This is a genomic window from Tetragenococcus koreensis, assembly GCF_003795145.1.
GTDB classification, from domain to species: Bacteria; Bacillota; Bacilli; order Lactobacillales; family Enterococcaceae; genus Tetragenococcus; species Tetragenococcus koreensis.
Map to the genome: position 1 here is coordinate 659,370 of NZ_CP027786.1, position 19,336 is coordinate 678,705.

A 19,336-nucleotide genomic window follows, 5' to 3' on the forward strand; every position below is an offset into this window, starting at 1 on the left:
TGATGACAGATAAAAAAGAGTTTCGTAACCCAGATGCAATCTTAGACATTAAGGACCGTCCTAAATTATTGCCTTGGATAGGCCTTAGTTTGCAGCACTTATTTACCATGTTTGGCGCTACAGTTTTAGTGCCTATTCTAGTGGGGCTTGATCCCAGTATTGCATTATTTAGTTCCGGTGTGGGGACCCTTTTATATATTCTCATTACGAAAGGAACTGTGCCTGCTTATTTAGGCAGTAGCTTTGCTTTCATTACAGCTATCCAATCGTTAATGGGAACCAGCGGCTATCCAGCAGTTGCGCAAGGAATCATTTATTCTGGGATTGTCTATATAATTGTAGCGCTCATTATTGCAAGATCAGGTTCTGATTGGATTGATGAAGTCTTACCGCCGATTGTCGTAGGTCCGGTAATTATGGTTATCGGCTTAGGCTTAGCTCAAAATGCAGCAGAAAACGCGATGTTTAACGAAGGGAATTATGACGCAACTTTCTTTCTGGTTGCACTGGTTACTTTAGGAATTACAATCTTTTTCAATATGTATTTAAAAGGGTTTTTAAGCTTAATTCCGATTTTACTAGGTATTGTTGGTGGTTATCTGTTCGCTTTAGCAGTAGGGATTGTCGATTTAGAACCGGTTAGAGAAGCTGCATGGTTACAACTTCCAGACTTTCAAGTGATGTTTGTTGACTATGATGTACAATTTTCTCTGGCCGCATTAATTAGTATGGCGCCCATTGCTTTTGTAACTATGACTGAACACATGGGGCATTTGATGGTGTTGAGTAAAATCACTAAACGTGACTTTTTTAAAGCGCCTGGTTTGAAAAAAACATTGCTGGCTGATGGACTATCCACCATTATCGGCGGGTTGGTTGGTGGACCGCCAACCACAAGTTATGGAGAAAATATCGGCGTTTTAGCGATCACCAAGGTACACAGCGTGTTTGTACTCGGAGGTGCTGCAACTTTTGCTATACTCTTTAGCTTTATTGGAAAAATCAGTAGTTTGATCTATAGTATTCCCACGCCTGTGATCGGGGGTATTAGTTTCTTGTTATTCGGTGTGATTGCTTCCAGTGGGTTACGTATCTTAATCGACAATAAAATTGACTTTGATAAAAAACGCAATCTAGTGATTACGGCTGCTATTTTAGTCATTGGTATTGGAGGCGCGTATTTGAAAATTGGCACTTTTGAATTAACCAGTATGGCTTTAGCGACCGTTGTCGGCATTATCTTGAATTTAATTTTACCAGTAAAAGCGAGAAGCGAAGAATAACAGGGGGAATAGGTTATGATCATACAGTCCGAACAAGTGAGTCTAAAACATTTATTGACCGTTGAAGCACTAACCGACCAGGAAGTGATGGGATTAATCCGACGAGGACAAGCGTTTAAACAAGGAGCTGTTTGGTTACCGGAGAAAAAGCAGTATTTTGCTGCTAATCTCTTTTTTGAAAATAGTACCAGAACACATAAAAGTTTTGAGATCGCGGAAAAAAAATTAGGCATTGATGTCATTGAATTTGAAGCTGCAACAAGTTCAGTGCAAAAGGGTGAAACCCTTTATGATACTGTCTTGACAATGTCGGCCATTGGTGTTGATTGTGTCGTTGTCCGCCATGGGGATGAAAACTATTATGATGAATTAATTCAAAGTCCCTCCATTCAATGTAGTGTCATTAATGGAGGTGACGGCAGCGGCCAGCACCCCACACAATGTTTATTGGATCTAATGACAATCTATGAAGAGTTTGGTACCTTCAAAGGATTAAATATAGCGATCGTCGGTGATATCACCCATTCACGAGTAGCTAAGTCAAATATGCAAATGCTCAATCGTTTAGGCGCTAACGTTTATTTCTCTGGGCCTAGACAATGGTATGATAAAACTTTTGATGTTTATGGCACTTATTTACCATTGGATGAATTGATTGATCAAGTGGACGTCATGATGATGTTGCGTGTGCAACACGAACGTCATGATCCTGATGAAAGTTTTTCCAAAGAAGAATATCATGCAAAATTTGGTTTAACGATAGAACGTGCGAAGCAAATGCAAAAGCATGCAGTTATCATGCACCCAGCACCGGTCAATCGTGATGTTGAAATTGCGGATTCTTTGGTGGAAGGATTGCAATCAAGAATTGTTAGGCAAATGACCAATGGCGTCTATGTAAGAATGGCAATTTTAGAAGCTATTTTACAAGGCAAAGCATAATTGGCTCTGCTATAAAGGAGGAATAACATGAATTTGTTAATTAAAAATAGCCGCATCATCTCTCATGATAATCAATTAACGCCAGTACAAATTTGGGTCAAAGATCAGGTCATTCATGCAATTGGAGAGCAGTTCGATGAAAAAACATTCGATCAAATTATTGATGCAAAAGGGCAATTAGTGACTCAAGGCTTGGTCGATGTTCATGTGCATCTTAGAGAACCGGGATTTACTTATAAAGAAACAATTAAAACCGGTAGTCAGGCGGCGAGTCGTGGAGGTTTTACTACCATTTGTGCGATGCCTAACCTAGATCCGGTGCCAGATACTGTCGAACGTTTTAAACAAGTCCAAAATAGCATCGCACAAGATGCCGTTAATCATGTTTTGCAATATGCACCGATTACCAAAGGTTTGCGTAGTGAAGAGCTGGTTGACCAAGCTGGATTAAAAGATGCGGGGGCCTTTGCTTTTACTAATGACGGGGTAGGCGTGCAAACGGCTGGAATTATGTATTTAGCTATGAAAGAAGCAGCGAAAAATAAACGAGCAATTGTCGCTCATACAGAGGATGAATCATTGCTTTTTAATGGTGTGATGCATAAAGGGAAAAGAGCTGAAGAATTAGGTTTACCTGGGATTATGAGTGCAACAGAATCCTCTCAAATTGCTCGTGACTTGCTTTTAGCTGAAGAAACTGGCGTCCATTACCATGTCTGTCATGTTTCTTCTAAAGAAAGTGTCCGTATTATTCGTCAAGCTAAAGCAGCAGGGGTCCATGTTACTTGTGAAGTTTGCCCGCACCATTTATTATTAGCAGATGATGATATCAAAGAAAATCATGGCTATTGGAAAATGAATCCGCCACTACGTGCTAAAGAGGACCAAGCAGCTTTGATTGAAGGATTGTTGGATGGGACGATTGATTGTATTTCGACAGATCATGCCCCCCACAGTTTTGCTGAAAAAAATCAGGATTTCTTAAAATCTCCTTTTGGTATTGTGGGCTCAGAATATGCCTTTCAACTGATCTATACGACTTTCGTTAAAACGGAAGTTTTTACTTTAGAACAAGTGATTCAATGGATGGCAATAAACCCGGCTGAAATTTTTGGACTACCTGTTAATCGCTTAGATATCGGCGATCCAGCTGATTTAGCAGTATTCGATATTGATCATAGTTATACTGTTGATGAAAAGAAATTTTTATCCAAGGCAGAAAATACACCATTTATAGGTAAAAAGCTTTTTGGTGATACACTTTATACGTTAGTAGATGGGAAAATTGTATGGCAAGGTGGGAACCAAAATGGATCGTTGGTTAATTTTAGATGACGGCACTTGTTTTGACGGAGAAGGATTTGGCGCTAGACTCAATGTTTTTGGCGAAATTGTTTTTACGACGAACATGACAGGCTATCAAGCAAGTATTACCGATCAAAATTTTAATGGCCAAATTATTACTTTCACTTATCCACTGATTGGCAATGTCGGTATTAACCGTGACGATTATGAATCACTTTCGCCAACCTGTAAGGGGATTGTCGTTAAAGAATATCCTCGTCTGGCTAGTAACTGGCGCTATCAAATGTCCCTTTCTGATTTTTTAGCTCGCAGAAATATTGCAGGGATTGCAGGAATTGATACGCGAGCCTTGGCTCGTAAAATACGCCAAGTGGGTACTATGAAAGCTAGTATTGTTGATTCAGGAGATGCTTTCGCTCATGCCTATGATCAATTAAAAGCTAGCGTATTACCTACAAATCAGGTGGAGCAAATTTCTACTCAAAAACCTTATCCTAGCCCTGGGACGGGTCATAACGTAGTAGTTATTGACTTAGGTTTAAAACATAGCATTATGCGTGAATTAGCGAAAAGAAATTGTAATTTGACTGTTATGCCCTATCATACCTCGGCTGCGGAGATTCTTGAATTAGCACCAGACGGTGTACTTTTAACTAATGGTCCGGGCGATCCGAAAAGTATCCCGGCTGTGGTAGAAATGATCCGTCAAATTCAAGGTAAAGTTGCTATTTTCGGAGTTGGTTTAGGACAGCAATTGTTTGCTTTAGCTAACGATTGCGATACCTATAAGATGAGTTTTGGTCATCATGGACTAAATTATCCGGTGAAAGAAAGAGCAACTGGACGCATTGATATGACTTCCCAAAGTCACGGATATGCGGTAAAGAAATCTTCGATCGATGCTAAAAAACTCTTGGTCACTCATTTTAATGTAAATGATGGCACTATTGAAGGATTAAAGCATCGCCGTTATCCGGCTTTTACGGTTCAATTTAACCCAGATGCTGCTCCGGGTCCTCATGATGCGTTGTATTTGTTTGACGAATTTATTGAGATGATGGATGCGCAAAAAGGAGCTGTTTAGTTGTGCCCAAAAGAAGAGATATCAAAAAAGTCTTAATCCTCGGAGCAGGACCGACGACGATTGGTCAAGGCGCTGAATTCGACTATGCAGGTACTCAAGCTTGTACAGCTTTAAAAGAAGAAGGGTATGAAGTAGTCTTGGTTAACTCAAATCCTGCTACGGTTATGGCTGATAAAGAAAACGCCGATCATGTCTATATCGAACCACTTACTTCAGACTTTATCGCACGCATTTTGCGAAAAGAACAGCCAGATGCAATCTTGTCCACTTTTGGCGGAGAGACAGGCTTAAATACTGTACGCGAATTAATTGCTTCAGGCATTTTAGAAGAGTTAAACATCGAGCTGCTAGGGACGAATACTTCAGCAATTAAACAGACGAAAGACCATAGTTCTTTTATAGAATTGATGAGAAATCTTGCACTACCAATACCAGCGGCACAAATGGTTGCTTCAGTTGATGAAGCGATTGCTTTTACTAAAAAATTAGGTTATCCCTTGTTTGTGCGTCCTGCATTGACTTTGGCAGGAGCAGGTAGTGGCATTTGCCATAATGAAATTGAACTACGCCGACTTGTAGCAAAGGGCTTAAAATTATCATCAATTTCACAATGTTTAATCGAGCAGAGCTTTGCGGGTTTTAAAGAAATTGAATTTGAAGTACTGCGTGATACAGCTGACAATGCATTAGCTGTAGGTAATATAGAAAATTTTGATCCAGTAGGAATTCATAGTGGTGATTCATTGGCATTTATTCCTAGTCAAACATTGACCGATCATGAATATCAGCTGCTGCGTGATGCCTCCTTAAAAGTGATTCATGCCTTAAAAATTGTAGGCAGCTGTCATCTGAGGTTTGCACTTGACCCAAAAAATTTTGATTATTATGTACTAGATGTTAATCCACGTTTGACCCGTTCTAGTGCCTTGCTTAGTAAGGCAACTGGATACCCAATTGCTACAATTGCGGCAAAAATTGCTGTGGGATTGAATTTGGCGGAAATCAAAAACCCACTTACTCAAACCACTTATGCTGATTTTGAGCCAGCTTTGGATTATGTGGTAACCAAAATTCCACGTTGGCCCTTTGATACACTTAAAGATGAACAATGGCAACTAAATACGCAAATGAAAGCTACCGGGGAAGTGATGGCTATAGGGCGAACCCTGGAAGAGTCCTTATTAAAAGCGGTACGTTCATTGGGTATAAAAGTAAGCCATATTGAATCCAGCACTTTACAAGGCCTGACTGATGATATTCTTATCCAAAAAGTCATTCATGGACAAGGCCATCGATTGTACACCTTAGCTGAAAGTTTGCGTCGCGGTTATACGATTGAAGAGCTAGCAGAAATGACGAAGATTGATCTATTCTTTTTAGATAGAATAGCCCATATTGTGGAACTTGAAGGACAGTTAAAAGAAAATGTTTCTGATTTCGCGCTATTAAAAAAGGCTAAGCAAAACGGATTTTCCGATAAAAAGTTAGCCCAATTATGGCAAACCCGAGAAGAGGAAGTTCGCCATTTACGTCAAGAGCAAAAAATAATTCCTGTATTTAAAACAGTGGACAGTTGTGCAGGAGAGTTTGCGGCTCAAAGACCTTATTTTTATAGCTCCTACGAAATGGAAAATGAAAGTCAAGTGACTAAGAAACCTTCTATTTTAATTCTAGGCGCTGGACCACTTAGAATCGGACAAGGAAGCGAGTTCGATTATAGTACTGTGCATGCAATTAAAACTGTGCGTCAAGCCGGTTATGAAGCGATTGTCATTAATGATAATCCGTCTGCTGTTTCAACTGATTTTATGATTGCTGATAAACTTTATTTCGAACCGTTAACTTTAGAAGAAGTACGTAACGTGATTGAATGGGAACAACCGTTAGGCGTCATCGGTCAGTTCGGTGGGCAAATAGCGCATCATTTAAGTGAGGCTCTAGCAAATTTGGACATCAAGGTGTTGGGAACAAATCCAGCTGGTCTTAAACAGATTAAAAACCCAGAAAAATTTACTACAATACTAAAAGAACTTCAGGTTGGTTCAGGGCAAGAGCAAATCGCAGAAAATACCTCCGATGCTCTTACGATTGCTGAAAAAATAGGTTTTCCAATTATTGTACGTCCCAATGATTTGTTAAGTGAAAATGATATACGAAAAATAGATAATGAGAGGGATTTAAAGGATTGTCTTGCGCATATGACTAAAAGTCCTCAAAATAATTCGGTATTCATTGATCGTTTTATTGCTGGTAGAAAAGGTGAAGTCGATGTTATTTATGATGGAAAGACGACTTTGATACCAGGTATCATCGAACATATTGAACGAACTGATGTACATTCGGGAGATTCAATGACAGTCTATCCGCCGCAGAATTTTTCCAAAAAAGTTCTGAAAACAATCGAAAGCTACGCCAAACGCTTAAGTCAGCGTTTGGAGCTGTGCGGGATAATAAACATACAATTTATTATTTCTGATGAGCAGGTGTATATGACTCAAGTGTTTCCTTACGCCAGTCGAACTGTTCCTTTTTTGAGTAAAATAACTGATACTGCGATGGTACAAATTGCAGTAAGAGTTATCTTAGGAGAAGAGCTGTCAGGTATGGGTTGTTCCAATATTTTACCGCCTACTACAACTGCAGTTCATATCAAAGCGCCTGTTTTTTCTCTGACTAATCTCTTAGCAATTGACAGCGAACTAGATCAAAAAATGAAATCCACAGGCACAGTAATGGGAACCGATGTAAATTTAGAAAAGGCTTTGTACAAAGCCTTTGAAGCAGCAAACTTAGCTATACCAGCGTTTGGTTCGGTATTATTTACTATTGCAGATGCCGACAAGCCTGTCGCTTTACAATTAGCCAAAAGTTTTTCAGAGGTAGGCTTTAATTTAATTGCCACTTCAGGTACAGCTGATTTTTTTGCCAAGCATGGATTAAAAGTACACAGAGTAAGTAAAATATCTGATAGTAAAGAACCAACTATAATAGACATGATAGAAAAAGGCCATATTCAAATGATTGTTAATACTATTAAGCAAAGTCGTAAAGATACTTCTTATGATGGCTTTAAGATTCGTCGTAAAGCTGTAGAACAAGGGATTACTTTATTTACTTCCTTAGATACTGTGGCAGCTATTTTAAAAGTAATTCAGGCAAGAGCATTTTCAACTAAGGAACTTTAATAAACAAACAAAAAGGATGATGAGAAAGGATTGAAGAAATGATTGAACGACCAATAATTGCTTTAGATTTTCCTTCTAAAGATGAGATCAAGTCTTTTTTAAATAAATTTCCGCAAGAGGAGTCTCTCTTTGTTAAAGTGGGTATGGAAATTTTTTATCAAGAAGGTCCCGCCATTGTTCATTGGCTAAAAGAAGCAGGACATGATATATTTTTAGATCTAAAATTACATGATATCCCGAATACAGTGGAATATTCAATGGCAGGCTTAGCTAGATTGGGTGTTTCAATTACCACAGTCCAAGCAGCTGGAGGAGTTGAAATGATGCAACGGGCTAAACAAGGCCTAAAGACGGGAACAACTGCTGGAGAAGAAGTTCCTAAAGTGATTGCCGTTACCCAGTTGACCTCAACTAGCCAAGAGCAAATGCAAGAAGAGCAACTAGTCCAAGCAAGCTTAGAAGAAAGCGTGTTGCATTATGCTAAGATAGCGCAACAAGCCGATTTAGACGGGGTAGTTTCTTCGGCATGGGAGGCACAAAAGATTCATAACGCAACAACACAAGATTTCATGTGCTTAACACCAGGTATCCGACCCGAAGGCAGTGAGGTAGGAGACCAAAAACGAGTGGTAACTCCGGGCAAAGCACGAGCTATCGGCTCCAATGCCATTGTTGTTGGGCGGCCGATTACTTTAGCAGCCGATCCTTATAAAGTTTATCAAAATATTAAAAAAGATTGGAAGGAAACTACCAAATGAATAACGAAAAAGAAATCGCACAAGAGTTACTCTCCATTAAAGCTGTTTTTTTAAATCCTAATGAACCATTTACTTGGGCCAGTGGTATTAAAAGCCCGATTTATTGTGATAATCGAATCACTATGAGTTACCCAGCAGTTAGAAAAATCATCGCACAAGGTTTAGCTGAAAAAATTAAAGAAAAATTTCCTGATACACAAGTCATTGCCGGCACGGCAACTGCAGGGATTCCACATGCTGCTTGGGTTGCTGATATTTTGGATTTACCAATGGTTTATATCCGTAGTAAGAAAAAAGAACACGGGAAAGCCAACCAAATTGAAGGTAAACTGGAAAAAGGACAGAAGATCGTCGTGATTGAAGATTTGATTTCAACCGGCGGCAGCGTATTAGAAGCTTGTGCTGCAGCAGAAAGCGAAGGTGCTGACGTTTTAGGTGTAGCTGCTATTTTTACTTATGAATTGCAAAGTGGAAAAGACAACTTCAAGAAAAACGATGTACCGCTTATTACACTAACGAATTATTCGACTTTAATCGATACAGCTTTAGCTGAAAATTATATTAATAAAAATGAACTACATTTATTACAAGCTTGGAAAAAAGATCCTAATCATTGGGCAACAGCTAAATAAAAATAGTTTAAGTGCTTCATTTATTTTGTCCGAGGAATTTGCTACAATCTTACTAGGAAGAAAAATGAAGCATACTTTGAAAATTAAAAGAGGTTTTTTTTATGTCGCGTGTTTGGAGTTATACAGGTGATACGGGCCCAGAGTTTTGGCCCACACTTTGCGAGGAGTTTTATGAGGCAGGGCAATTTCCTTGGCAATCGCCGATCTCATTGTTTCATAAAGAAACTCAACCTTTAACTCAGGCAATTGCATTTAGTTATGATCAACAAACATTTTATGTCAAAAGAGTGAACGATACGATGCATTTTGAACCTGCAGAAGGTTTAAGTTACGTTGAATTTGCAGACGAACGCTATTATTTGACGGATATCCATTTTCATATGCCTAGTGAACATATCATCGAAAAAGAACAAACCCCTTTGGAATTTCATTTAGTCCATAAAAGTGAGCATGGGCAACCTTTTTTAGTTTGCGCTGTGCTCTTTTCTTTGGAAGAAGGCAGCCAAAATCGTTGTAATGACGATACGATTGAATTAGCAAATACTGAAGATGAAAAACAGTTATTAGATCCGCTGATGTTTTTACCGGAAGGTTCTGGTTATTTTCATTATGAAGGGTCCCTTACAACACCACCAACACAAGGACCAGTACAATGGTTTGTGTTTGACCAAAAAGGGGTTATGAGCCGCTTTTTTATAGAGCGCTTTGAAACATCGTTATCGCCTAATAATCGTCCGCTACAAGATAAAAAGCAGCGATCGATTTATTATAAGAAACCATAAAAAAACTCCCAAGTTAGGCAACAAAGCTAGCTTGGGAAGATTTTTTTATTTAGACGTGTTTTTTAGTCGGACAATATCTTTTTTACTGGGTGTAACGAAATAGGTCGTTTGATTTTCATAAATCACAAAGCCAGGCTTAGCGCCATTAGGCTTTCGAATATGTTTTACTTGGACCATATCAACGGGAACCGAAGAAGAAAAACGATATTTGGAAAAGTAAGCTGCTAATTTGGCAGCTTCTACGATTGTTTCTTCTGTAGGTTCTGAACTTTGAATAATCACATGTGAACCTGGGATGTTTTTGGCGTGCAGCCATTGGTCGGTTTTTTTGGCAGTTTTTAATGTTAAGCGATCATTTTGTAAATTATTTTTACCTACCAAAATCGAAGTTCCATCGCTAGCAACAAATTGTTCTGGACGCGATTTTTTTTCTGGCTTTTTACGTTTTTTATTCTGCGATTTGATATAACCTTGTGCGACTAGTTCTTCTTTGATCAGTTTTAGATCGGTAGGTGAGGCCAGCTCGATCTGAGACATGATTGATTCTAAATAGGCTAATTCGTTTTTTGCCTCTTTAATTTGTTTGCCTACAACTTTGACTGCATTGCGTAATTTTTGATAACGTTGAAAATATTTTTGTGCATTTTGACTAGGCGAAAGGGCTGGATTTAAAGAAATAGTCAACGGTTTATCTTCTTCATAATAATTGGGTAGTTCGACTTGTTCTTGCCCTCGTGGTACTTGATTCATAAAGGTGGTTAGAAGTTCTCCTTTTTGGCGGAATTCTTCAGCATTTTTAGAATCAGCGAGTGTCTTTTCTCGTTTTTGTAACTTGGTCTGATTTCTTTTAATTTCATTTTCGACTCTTTTGATTAGAAGGTTTCCTTGCTGTTTTACACGATCTCTTTCAGCCTTTTCCAAATAAAAACCATCCAGTAGTTCACTTAAGGTGGAGTAAGTGGTGACTTCTGTTTGCTGTTTTTCTAAATGGCGGTAAAAAATCGGCGTGAAAAATTCTTTATTTTCAGTTTTAGTGAAGGTAGGCTGTGTATACTGCGTTAATTCGTTGAAAAAAGTAGCCCAAATCCTCATTTTTTCGTCCGGCTTTTCATTTAGACGAAATGCTAATTCATCTGCTGTATCGCGTCCCAATCCTTGAAACTGGCTCTGCAGCGCTTTTCCAGTTAAGTTGTCCAAGGTAGAAAGACGATCAAAGACTTGGGCGTCATCGGTCGTGAAGGGATCTAGCACTTCTTGGTCGGGTGGGGCAACATAGTTTGCGCCTGGCAAAAGAGTGCGATAGGTATTTTGAGACAATCCGATATGCTTAATTGCATCTAAAATTTTTCCAGTGGTTTGATTTAGTAATAAAATGGTACTATGACGTCCCATCAATTCAACCACCAATACGATGTTTTCTAGATCGCCTAGTTCGTCGCGATGAGCAAACGTAAAATGAATAACCCGGTCATTTGCTACTTGTTCAATGGATTGTAAAATAGCGCCTTCTAGATATTTTCTTAGCATCATAACAAAATTAGGGGGCGTTGCTGGATTATCGTATTGCATCGTGGTTAACTGAATTCGAGCATAGTTGGGGTTAGCGGATAATAATAATTTATGATTTTTTCGTTGTGCGCGTATAATTAATACGATTTCTTGGTCGTAAGGTTGTTGGATTTTATGCACTCGGCCATTTTGTAATTGGTCAGCCAATTCACTTACCATCAAATGGGTAAATATACCATCAAATGACATGAGATTCCCTCGTTTCTTCAATTTGTCTTTGTTTATTATAACGAATTATAGGAAAGAAAACAAAATTGTAACACAAAAATAATACAATGTTTTTGTAATGGTGCTTGACGACAGGGTTTATTTATTGCTAGTATAAATTAAAATGACAAGTGTTAAAGCAGGTGTAAAAGGATCTATGATGAGTCAGTTGGTCAAAAAAATAAAAAGTAGTCTGCAAACTATAGGGAATGATTTTGCAGATGCCATTTATGCAAATAAAAAAAAGAGTATTGCATTTGTAATTGTGGGGCTTTTAGTTGTGACAGGGTTAACTTTTTTTATGTTAACAATGAATACCCAAATACGTGCTGCTCAAATTGATAATTTGATTTATGAAGAACTTCCTACTAAAAAAATGGTTCCTTTTTCTTATGATCAAGGAGACGCAATCATTCATGAGAAAAAAGCTATTTCTGTGATGTTTGCTAAACCTAATCAGCCTGATACCAATCAAGCAATGAAAATTATTAAGGATAAGGATAAAGAATTAAATCGAAATTTTTATTATTATCCATTGGTTTATCAAACAAGTGAAGTTGCCAATACTTACGATTTAGCGCCTGATGAAGTGACGTTTATTTTTTTTCAAAATGGGAAAGAAAAGAATCGCTTTGTGCTGAGTTCAATTGATAACCCGGAGGAAAATTTTATCCCCGAACTAAATCGATTGCCTATGTGGAACATAAAAGCACAAGAAAATTAAAAAAAGAGTTGACGTGCTTATTTGAATCAGTTATGATTGTTTCAAATTAACTAACAAGGAGGATCTATCATGCAAAACGTTCGTGTAATTAAACCCACACAAACTTGGCAAAGCTGGTGCAAAACGTTGTATTGATAGGTCTTTATTATATCCTATAGATACAACTTTTTAGAAGAACACTCTAAAGTTTTGTATCTATGCTGGTCTACATATATGAAATCGCCGCATAGATCTTTCATCTATGCGGCTTTTATTGTCAAGACAATTGCCGCAATGACAGTTGTCTTTTTTATTTGGGTGGAAAAATTTTACAGTGTTCTTTTCTTACTCATACCAATAGAAAAGAGGAAAATAAATGAAAAATAGAGGACTTATTTTAACGCTTATTGTACTATTTGCGACACTTATTATTACCTTTGTTTTTGAAATTGGCAAAGGCAGCTCAGTTGAACAGACCCCTACTGAGGAAACAGACAAAACAGTGGGTATACTGCAATATGTAAGTCATCCAGCGCTGGATGAAATCAGACGTGGGATAGAAGATGGTCTGGAAGAATCAGGCTATATTCAAGGAGAAAATTTAACAATTGATTACCAGAATGGGCAAGCAAACCAAAGTAATTTAGATACTATGAGTCAGCAACTTGTCCAGCAAGATCCAGATGCTTTGGTTGGAATTGCAACACCTGCTGCTCAAAGTTTGGCTAACACAACACAAGATATTCCTACCGTCTTAGGTGCTATCACCGATCCTGTGGGAGCTAACTTAGTTGATGATATGGAAGAACCTGGCGGAAATATTACTGGGGTTTCGGATAAAGCACCAGTTGATCAACAGATGGAACTAGCCAAAGAGCTGTTACCAGATACTCAGAAAATAGGAATTTTGTATTCTTCCACCGAGGATAACTCAAAATACCAAGTAGCCGAAGCCACAGAAGAAGCAGAAAAAGCCGGCTTTGAAGTAGAAGATTATTCGGTTCCTTCTACGAATGAAATCACACAGACCGTACAGACTATGGGAGATGAAGTTGACATGATTTACATTCCCTTAGATAATACGATTGCTAATGCAATGCCTGCGGTAGTAAATGCAGCTAACCAAAAAAACACACCGATCATTCCTTCAGTGGATACGATGGTCGAACAAGGTGGACTGGCTACTATTGGGGTAAATCAATACGACTTAGGCGTTAAATCAGGAAAAATGGTAGCTGACATTCTTGATGGCAAAGCAGAACCTGCTACCACCCCGATTTATACATTTGACACTGGAGATGTCATTATTAATAAAGAACAAGCAGAGGAACTAAATGTTGACTTACCCGACTCTGTTACCGAAGACGCCACTTATGTAGAGGAGGAAGACGAATGATCATTTCATCGATTGGACAAGGGTTATTATGGAGTGTACTTGGTTTGGGAATTTTTATGACCTATCGAATCTTAAATTTCCCTGATATGACAACAGAGGGATCTTTTCCCTTAGGTGGAGCTGTTTGTGTGACGGCCATCATTAATGGCTTTACGCCACTGGTCGCTACTTTTTTCGGGGTTTTAGCTGGGATGTGTGCCGGGCTGGTTACCGGTTTATTATACACTAAAGGAAAAATTCCAGTGATTCTATCTGGGATTCTTGTGATGTCGGCCTTAAACTCTGTGATGCTGTTTGTCATGCAGTCACCGAATTTATCTTTATTAAATCAATCCAATGTCTTGGATATCTTTACGGATATGGATTTGCCCCCTAATTTTGACATTGTCTTCCTTGGGTTATCAGTAGTTATCGTAATCATTGCAATATTGTTCTTTTTCTTTAGTACTGAATTTGGCCAAAGCTACATTGCTACAGGGGATAATGAAACCATGGCGAAGTCTCTAGGTATCAAAACAGACCGGATGAAAATTACCGGCATCATTCTGTCAAATGGCGTAATTGCTTTAGCAGGCGCATTAATTGCTCAAAGTGATGGTTATGCTGATGTGAATAAAGGAACAGGTGTTATCGTTATTGGACTCTCTTCGATTATCATTGGTGAAGTATTATATGGAGAACTGACCTTTTTTGAACGGTTAGTGGCTATCGTAATTGGTAGTATTATCTATCAGTTATTAATTTTGTTAATCATCCGTTTAGGATTTGATACCACTTATCTCAATTTATTCTCTTCTATCGTCTTAGCACTATGCTTGTTGATTCCGCAATTTAAAGAAAAACTGCAGCTTAAAACAGGTTTTGAAAAGGAGGGCCAAAAATGACAGTACTGGAAATGCGTAACGCAGCTAAATTAATTAATAATGGTCCTAAAGAAAAAAAGACTTTATTGAATCATATCGACCTTTCAATTCAGAAAAATGAATTTATTACTGTATTAGGCGGTAATGGAGCGGGGAAAAGTACCTTATTTAACACGATTTCTGGTACAATGCCTTTATCTTCTGGTAAAATTTTGATTGAAGACAAAGACGTGACCCAGCTATCAGAAGAAAACCGTGCACCTTATATTTCTCGTGTCTTTCAAGATCCTAAAATGGGAACGGCTCCGCGGATGACAGTCGCAGAAAATTTATTGTTAGCAAAAGGTCGCGGCAAAAAGCGCCGTTTACGCTTGCGTCAATTAAAACAACATCAGGATAGTTTCTATCAATTAACAAAAGAAGTCGGCAACGGCTTGGAAAACCATCTGAATACCCCGGCAGGTAACCTATCGGGTGGACAAAGACAAGCTTTAAGTCTGTTAATGGCAACTATTCAGACACCCGAATTATTACTTTTAGATGAGCATACAGCAGCTCTTGATCCTAAAACATCTAAGCTATTAATGAACATCACAGCCCAACGGATCAAAGAACAACAGCTGACGTGTTTAATGATTACTCATCGCATGGAAGACGCATTACAATATGGTAATCGTATGATTGTTATGCAAAAGGGTGAAATTATTCAAGATTTAAATGAGCAAGAAAAAGCACAATTAACAATGCCTGATTTATTGCAGTTTTTTGAAGAAATTAATTGAAAATAGAAAAGACCGTAAAATCTTAAACTATTTAGTATTTTAGCTCTTTCTTTCACTGACGTAACTATCGATTTTTCATTTTTGCAGTTTTATTACCGAAATGGAGGACATTCTCGGAGAACAAATGGCTAAAACGTTATCCAAAAATGAAGAGACGGATAACGTTTTGGCTTTTTGTTGTCCGTCTTTGACTGTTTTCAAGAATTTTATGCTAATTTTCCCTTTTTTCGGATAACACTTTGACTTTTCCTTATTCGTCTTACTATTCTCGGATAGCGAATCCATTAAACGTTGTTCATCTTTGCAATCTCGGATAATGTTTCCACTGTTGATTCTTCAAATGGCAATGGTTTGTGTGTAATATGATTTTCAGAAGAGGTTTCTTGTAGTTTTATGATAACTTTTTCATCTGTTAAAAGATAGAATAAAAACTATCGTATCAGTATTTCTATTATCTCAAAAAAATGTACTTTCTTGTATAATCAAAAATAATTGTTGACATTTTCTTTTTTGCCACCTATACTAAGTTCAATCTCAATTCAGTTTGGAGCGATTATTATGATTAAAATAATGCAAATACAACTGAATAATTATTACTTTAGCTATTTTAGATAGGTTTGTATTCATAAAAGCATGGATACAAACACGACCAACGTTTGTATCTATGATGGCTAGGGCAATTTGAAGTGACAAAATAGGCCGCATAGATCGATAAAAATCTATAGCGAGCCGTAAATAATTTTTGATGACGTCTACACTGTATAAAGGTGTTCGCTATAGTTTTTTTGACTTAGCGGACGCCTTTTTTTATTATTTTTGAGATGATTTATTTAAAAAAGCAAGGAGGAAGCAAATGGAATTACAAATCAATGGAACCACCCAATTAGTCGGTTTTTTCGCACATCCTGCTAAACATAGTTTATCACCTAAAATGCAAAGTTTAGCTTTTCAGCTGACAGAGACTGATGCCATTTACCTTGCTTTTGAGATAAAAGAAGGGCAATTAGACAAAGCTCTTCAGTCCATTTTTACATTCAATATGCTGGGTGCCAACGTATCGATGCCGCATAAAACGGCTGTGTTGCCTTATTTAGATCATTATACAGCTGGCTGTGAATTAATTGGTGCGGCAAATACCATTGTCCATCGGAATCGGCAATTGTGGGGTTATAACACAGATGGCGTTGGTTTTATTCAAAGCTTGCAAGCAGCAGGGATTTCTTATCAAGGAAAAGCAATCACGATTTTAGGTGCTGGTGGAGCAGCGACCGCGATGATTAGTCAAGCTGCTTTAGATGGAGTAGCCAATATCCACGTTTTTAGCCGATTGGGTCCTCGTTTTGAGCAGATGGAGGAAAAAATCAAGGAAATTCATCGCAAAACGGCTTGTAAAGTAACATTAACCAACCTTTATGATAATGAGTGTTTACAAACGGCGATTCGTCACTCGGATATTTTAGTGAATGCCACAAGTGTGGGAATGCAGGAAAATGAATCTCCAATAAATGATTTCTCTGTTTTACGAAAAGACCTAGTTGTCTATGATGCGATTTATCAGCCTAGAGAAACTTATTTACTCAAACAAGCAAAAAAATATCAGGCGAGAACAATAAATGGCTTGGGCATGCTTTTATATCAAGGAGCCGCATCTTTTGAATTGTGGACTCATAAAAAGATGCCGATCGAAAAGATTCGTCCCATCTTGGACAAAGTTTAAGTATAGTAAAAACGGAGGGGTAACATGATTATTATAATGCAACCAAATGCAACAAAAAACCAAGTAGAAACAGTTATTGATCGTATTCAAGAGATAGGTTTAGATGTACAAATTAATCAAGGGAAAAAACAAGTCGTTTTAGGTTTAATTGGTGACACTAGAAGTGTTCAAGATGTGGCCTTTCGCAGTTATGAAGGGGTAGATACAACCATTCGAATTACCAACACGTATAAACTAACTTCCCGTGAATTTCACCCGCAAGATACCGTAGTTGACGTAGACGGGGTAAAAATTGGCGATGGTAGTTTTGTCACAATGGCTGGACCATGTTCAGTTGAGGGGCTTGAGCAAATTCGACAAACAGCTCGAATGGCTCAAGCAGGTGGCGCGAAAATTTTGCGAGGCGGTGCTTTTAAACCGCGTACCTCGCCTTATGCCTTTCAAGGTTTGGAAGAAGAGGGGCTAAAATACTTAAGACAAGCAGCTGACGAATTTGGTTTAAAAGTTATTACTGAAGTCATGGATGAAAGCCATATTGACTTAGTAGCACACTACAGCGACATTTTACAAATTGGTGCACGTAATATGCAAAACTTCAAATTACTAGCTTCTGTGGGCAAAACTGGCAAACCTATCGGATTAAAACGGGGGATTTCCGGTACAATTAATGAGTGGCTTAATGCAGCAGAGTATGTTGCAGTCTCCGGTAAGAGCCCAGTTATTTTTATTGAACGGGGCATTCGTACTTTTGAAGATGCCACCCGCAATACTTTTGATCTGAGCGCTGTCCCATTGATTAAAAAAATGAGTCATTTTCCTATTATTGTTGATCCTAGTCATGGCACTGGCGTTTGGGATTTAGTTCCACCAATGGCTCGTGCTGGAGTTGCTACAGGAGCTGATGGGATGATCGTTGAGATTCATCCGGATCCGGAAAATGCTTGGTCAGACGGGCAACAATCCTTAAATGAAAAAACTTACCAAAAGATGATGCAAGAAATTGAAATCATAAGTGCCGCCATGAATCAAATTAAAGCATTGGAAAATAGTAGTGTCAGGGGGTAAAACATGGAACTGACGATTGCATTAAAAGACCATGAATATCAAATAAAAATGGAGCGAAATAGTTTAATACAAAGCGGTGCTTGGATAAAAAAGATCTGGCAAAAGCAAAAAATAGCGCTTATTACAGATCGTACGGTGGATCAGATCTATACGCAAAAAGTGCAAAAATCGCTTAACGAAAATGGCTTCCAAACAACAGTTATGGTGGTTCCTACAGGTGAAACGAGTAAGTCTTTAGAAACTGCTGATTTTCTTTATACGAAGTTGGCGCAAAATAGCTTTACTAAAAGCGATGGGATTATTGCACTGGGTGGTGGTGTTATTGGAGATTTGGCAGGATTTGTAGCTTCTACTTATATGCGAGGAATTCATTTTGTACAAATGCCTACGACTTTATTAGCTCAAGTTGATTCAAGTATTGGCGGAAAAACGGCAGTTAATACGTCAGCCGCTAAAAATTTAATTGGCACATTTTATCAGCCAGATGGTGTTTTAATTGACCCAGATGTTTTAGCTACTTTACCACAACAACGTTTAAAAGAAGGCATTGCTGAAATTGTGAAATCAGCCGCGATTGCAGATCTCAATTTGTGGCAAACGCTAGTAAATCTAAAAGATGCTGCTGATTTAGAGCAACATGCTGAAGATGTAATTATTCCAGCTTTAAAAGTAAAAAGAAAAGTAGTTGAAGAAGATGAATTTGATCAAGGACAGCGTTTAATTTTAAACTTTGGTCATACCATTGGCCATGCAATTGAGAAAACAGCGGGCTATGGTGCTATCAGTCATGGTGAAAGTGTTGCAATTGGAATGGTAAAAATCACAGAATATGCCGAAAAGATCGGTATGACTCCCAAAGAAACAACACAAAAATTACGGAAAATGTTAAGAAAATTTGATCTACCAGTTGAATTTGCTGACTTTGATCCAGTACAAATCAATAAAGCCATCACTCATGATAAAAAGGTCCGAGAAAGCCAATTAAATATTATTTTATTAGAAAAAATCGGCGAAGCTAAAATTATACCTATCTCATTAGAAAAGTTCAAAGAATATTTGTAAA

Annotated in this window: 16 protein-coding genes; 15 read left to right on the forward strand and 1 reads right to left on the reverse strand. The window is 38.1% G+C overall.

What is annotated here, in order from left to right; genetic code table 11:
• Positions 1 to 2 precede the first annotated feature (2 nt).
• The 8 genes from uraA (at position 3) to C7K43_RS03170 (ending at position 9,971) form a co-directional block, all read left to right on the forward strand.
• Positions 3 to 1,283 carry a uracil permease gene (gene uraA / locus C7K43_RS03135; protein ID WP_124005519.1) on the forward strand — a complete coding sequence of 427 codons (1,281 nt, stop codon included), beginning with the start codon at positions 3 to 5 and terminating at the stop codon, positions 1,281 to 1,283.
• A gap of 15 nt (positions 1,284 to 1,298) precedes the next feature.
• Positions 1,299 to 2,225: an aspartate carbamoyltransferase catalytic subunit gene (locus C7K43_RS03140; protein ID WP_124005520.1), complete on the forward strand. Its 927-nt coding sequence runs from the start codon at positions 1,299 to 1,301 to the stop codon at positions 2,223 to 2,225.
• Positions 2,226 to 2,252: 27 nt separating this feature from the next.
• On the forward strand, positions 2,253 to 3,560 hold the full coding sequence (locus C7K43_RS03145; RefSeq protein ID WP_124005521.1) for a dihydroorotase: 1,308 nt from the start codon (positions 2,253 to 2,255) through the stop codon (positions 3,558 to 3,560).
• Positions 3,535 to 4,614 carry a carbamoyl phosphate synthase small subunit gene (locus C7K43_RS03150; RefSeq protein ID WP_124005522.1) on the forward strand — a complete coding sequence of 360 codons (1,080 nt, stop codon included), beginning with the start codon at positions 3,535 to 3,537 and terminating at the stop codon, positions 4,612 to 4,614. Before C7K43_RS03145 ends, C7K43_RS03150 begins: the two co-directional genes overlap by 26 nt.
• Positions 4,615 to 4,616: 2 nt before the next feature.
• Positions 4,617 to 7,799 carry a carbamoyl phosphate synthase large subunit gene (locus C7K43_RS03155; protein WP_124005523.1) on the forward strand — a complete coding sequence of 1,061 codons (3,183 nt, stop codon included), beginning with the start codon at positions 4,617 to 4,619 and terminating at the stop codon, positions 7,797 to 7,799.
• 38 nt (positions 7,800 to 7,837) lie between these two features.
• A complete protein-coding gene (gene pyrF / locus C7K43_RS03160; protein ID WP_124005524.1) occupies positions 7,838 to 8,557 on the forward strand; it encodes an orotidine-5'-phosphate decarboxylase in 720 nt (239 codons plus the stop codon).
• Positions 8,554 to 9,189, forward strand: a complete 636-nt coding sequence (gene pyrE, locus C7K43_RS03165) for an orotate phosphoribosyltransferase (RefSeq protein ID WP_124005525.1) — start codon at positions 8,554 to 8,556, stop codon at positions 9,187 to 9,189. Before pyrF ends, pyrE begins: the two co-directional genes overlap by 4 nt.
• Before the next feature lie 101 nt (positions 9,190 to 9,290).
• On the forward strand, positions 9,291 to 9,971 hold the full coding sequence (locus tag C7K43_RS03170; RefSeq protein WP_124005526.1) for a carbonic anhydrase family protein: 681 nt from the start codon (positions 9,291 to 9,293) through the stop codon (positions 9,969 to 9,971).
• A gap of 45 nt (positions 9,972 to 10,016) precedes the next feature.
• On the opposite strand, the gene C7K43_RS03175 is transcribed toward C7K43_RS03170, so the two are convergent.
• Positions 10,017 to 11,729, reverse strand: a complete 1,713-nt coding sequence (locus C7K43_RS03175) for an NFACT RNA binding domain-containing protein (RefSeq protein ID WP_124005527.1) — start codon at positions 11,727 to 11,729, stop codon at positions 10,017 to 10,019.
• A 142-nt stretch (positions 11,730 to 11,871) separates the two neighbouring features.
• Between C7K43_RS03175 and C7K43_RS03180 the strand changes: the two genes are divergently transcribed.
• The 7 genes from C7K43_RS03180 to aroB all read left to right on the forward strand — a co-directional run bounded on the left by C7K43_RS03180 (position 11,872) and on the right by aroB (position 19,335).
• Complete coding sequence (locus tag C7K43_RS03180) at positions 11,872 to 12,471, forward strand: hypothetical protein (RefSeq protein WP_226996722.1); 600 nt, start codon at positions 11,872 to 11,874, stop codon at positions 12,469 to 12,471.
• A 355-nt stretch (positions 12,472 to 12,826) separates the two neighbouring features.
• A complete protein-coding gene (trpX, locus tag C7K43_RS03185) occupies positions 12,827 to 13,846 on the forward strand; it encodes a tryptophan ABC transporter substrate-binding protein (RefSeq protein ID WP_124005528.1) in 1,020 nt (339 codons plus the stop codon).
• Positions 13,843 to 14,730 carry an ABC transporter permease gene (locus tag C7K43_RS03190; RefSeq protein WP_124005529.1) on the forward strand — a complete coding sequence of 296 codons (888 nt, stop codon included), beginning with the start codon at positions 13,843 to 13,845 and terminating at the stop codon, positions 14,728 to 14,730. Before trpX ends, C7K43_RS03190 begins: the two co-directional genes overlap by 4 nt.
• The gene (locus tag C7K43_RS03195; protein WP_124005530.1) at positions 14,727 to 15,491 is read left to right on the forward strand and encodes an ABC transporter ATP-binding protein; all 765 of its coding nucleotides are present in this window, start codon (positions 14,727 to 14,729) and stop codon (positions 15,489 to 15,491) included. The genes C7K43_RS03190 and C7K43_RS03195 overlap by 4 nt, the downstream gene beginning before the upstream one ends.
• 853 nt (positions 15,492 to 16,344) lie before the next feature.
• Positions 16,345 to 17,208 (forward strand): shikimate dehydrogenase, encoded by an 864-nt coding sequence (gene aroE, locus C7K43_RS03200; RefSeq protein WP_124005531.1) that lies wholly within the window; start codon positions 16,345 to 16,347, stop codon positions 17,206 to 17,208.
• A 24-nt stretch (positions 17,209 to 17,232) separates the two neighbouring features.
• Positions 17,233 to 18,273 carry a 3-deoxy-7-phosphoheptulonate synthase gene (aroF, locus tag C7K43_RS03205; protein WP_124005532.1) on the forward strand — a complete coding sequence of 347 codons (1,041 nt, stop codon included), beginning with the start codon at positions 17,233 to 17,235 and terminating at the stop codon, positions 18,271 to 18,273.
• A gap of 3 nt (positions 18,274 to 18,276) precedes the next feature.
• Entirely contained in the window at positions 18,277 to 19,335 is a 1,059-nt protein-coding gene (aroB, locus tag C7K43_RS03210) for a 3-dehydroquinate synthase (protein ID WP_124005533.1), read from the forward strand.
• The last annotated feature ends 1 nt before the right edge of the window (position 19,336 follow it).

Bases quoted from the DNA above. Each gene is read 5' to 3' on its own strand.
- C7K43_RS03150 (WP_124005522.1), top strand. From the start codon at position 3,535: ATGGATCGTTGGTTAATTTTAGATGACGGCACTTGTTTTGACGGAGAA.
- C7K43_RS03180 (WP_226996722.1), top strand. From the start codon at position 11,872: ATGACAAGTGTTAAAGCAGGTGTAAAAGGATCTATGATGAGTCAGTTG.
- trpX (WP_124005528.1), top strand. From the start codon at position 12,827: ATGAAAAATAGAGGACTTATTTTAACGCTTATTGTACTATTTGCGACA.
- C7K43_RS03175 (WP_124005527.1), bottom strand. From the start codon at position 11,729: ATGTCATTTGATGGTATATTTACCCATTTGATGGTAAGTGAATTGGCT.
- C7K43_RS03190 (WP_124005529.1), top strand. From the start codon at position 13,843: ATGATCATTTCATCGATTGGACAAGGGTTATTATGGAGTGTACTTGGT.
- pyrE (WP_124005525.1), top strand. From the start codon at position 8,554: ATGAATAACGAAAAAGAAATCGCACAAGAGTTACTCTCCATTAAAGCT.
- C7K43_RS03195 (WP_124005530.1), top strand. From the start codon at position 14,727: ATGACAGTACTGGAAATGCGTAACGCAGCTAAATTAATTAATAATGGT.
- aroE (WP_124005531.1), top strand. From the start codon at position 16,345: ATGGAATTACAAATCAATGGAACCACCCAATTAGTCGGTTTTTTCGCA.
- uraA (WP_124005519.1), top strand. From the start codon at position 3: ATGACAGATAAAAAAGAGTTTCGTAACCCAGATGCAATCTTAGACATT.
- pyrF (WP_124005524.1), top strand. From the start codon at position 7,838: ATGATTGAACGACCAATAATTGCTTTAGATTTTCCTTCTAAAGATGAG.
- aroF (WP_124005532.1), top strand. From the start codon at position 17,233: ATGATTATTATAATGCAACCAAATGCAACAAAAAACCAAGTAGAAACA.
- C7K43_RS03140 (WP_124005520.1), top strand. From the start codon at position 1,299: ATGATCATACAGTCCGAACAAGTGAGTCTAAAACATTTATTGACCGTT.
- C7K43_RS03145 (WP_124005521.1), top strand. From the start codon at position 2,253: ATGAATTTGTTAATTAAAAATAGCCGCATCATCTCTCATGATAATCAA.
- C7K43_RS03170 (WP_124005526.1), top strand. From the start codon at position 9,291: ATGTCGCGTGTTTGGAGTTATACAGGTGATACGGGCCCAGAGTTTTGG.
- aroB (WP_124005533.1), top strand. From the start codon at position 18,277: ATGGAACTGACGATTGCATTAAAAGACCATGAATATCAAATAAAAATG.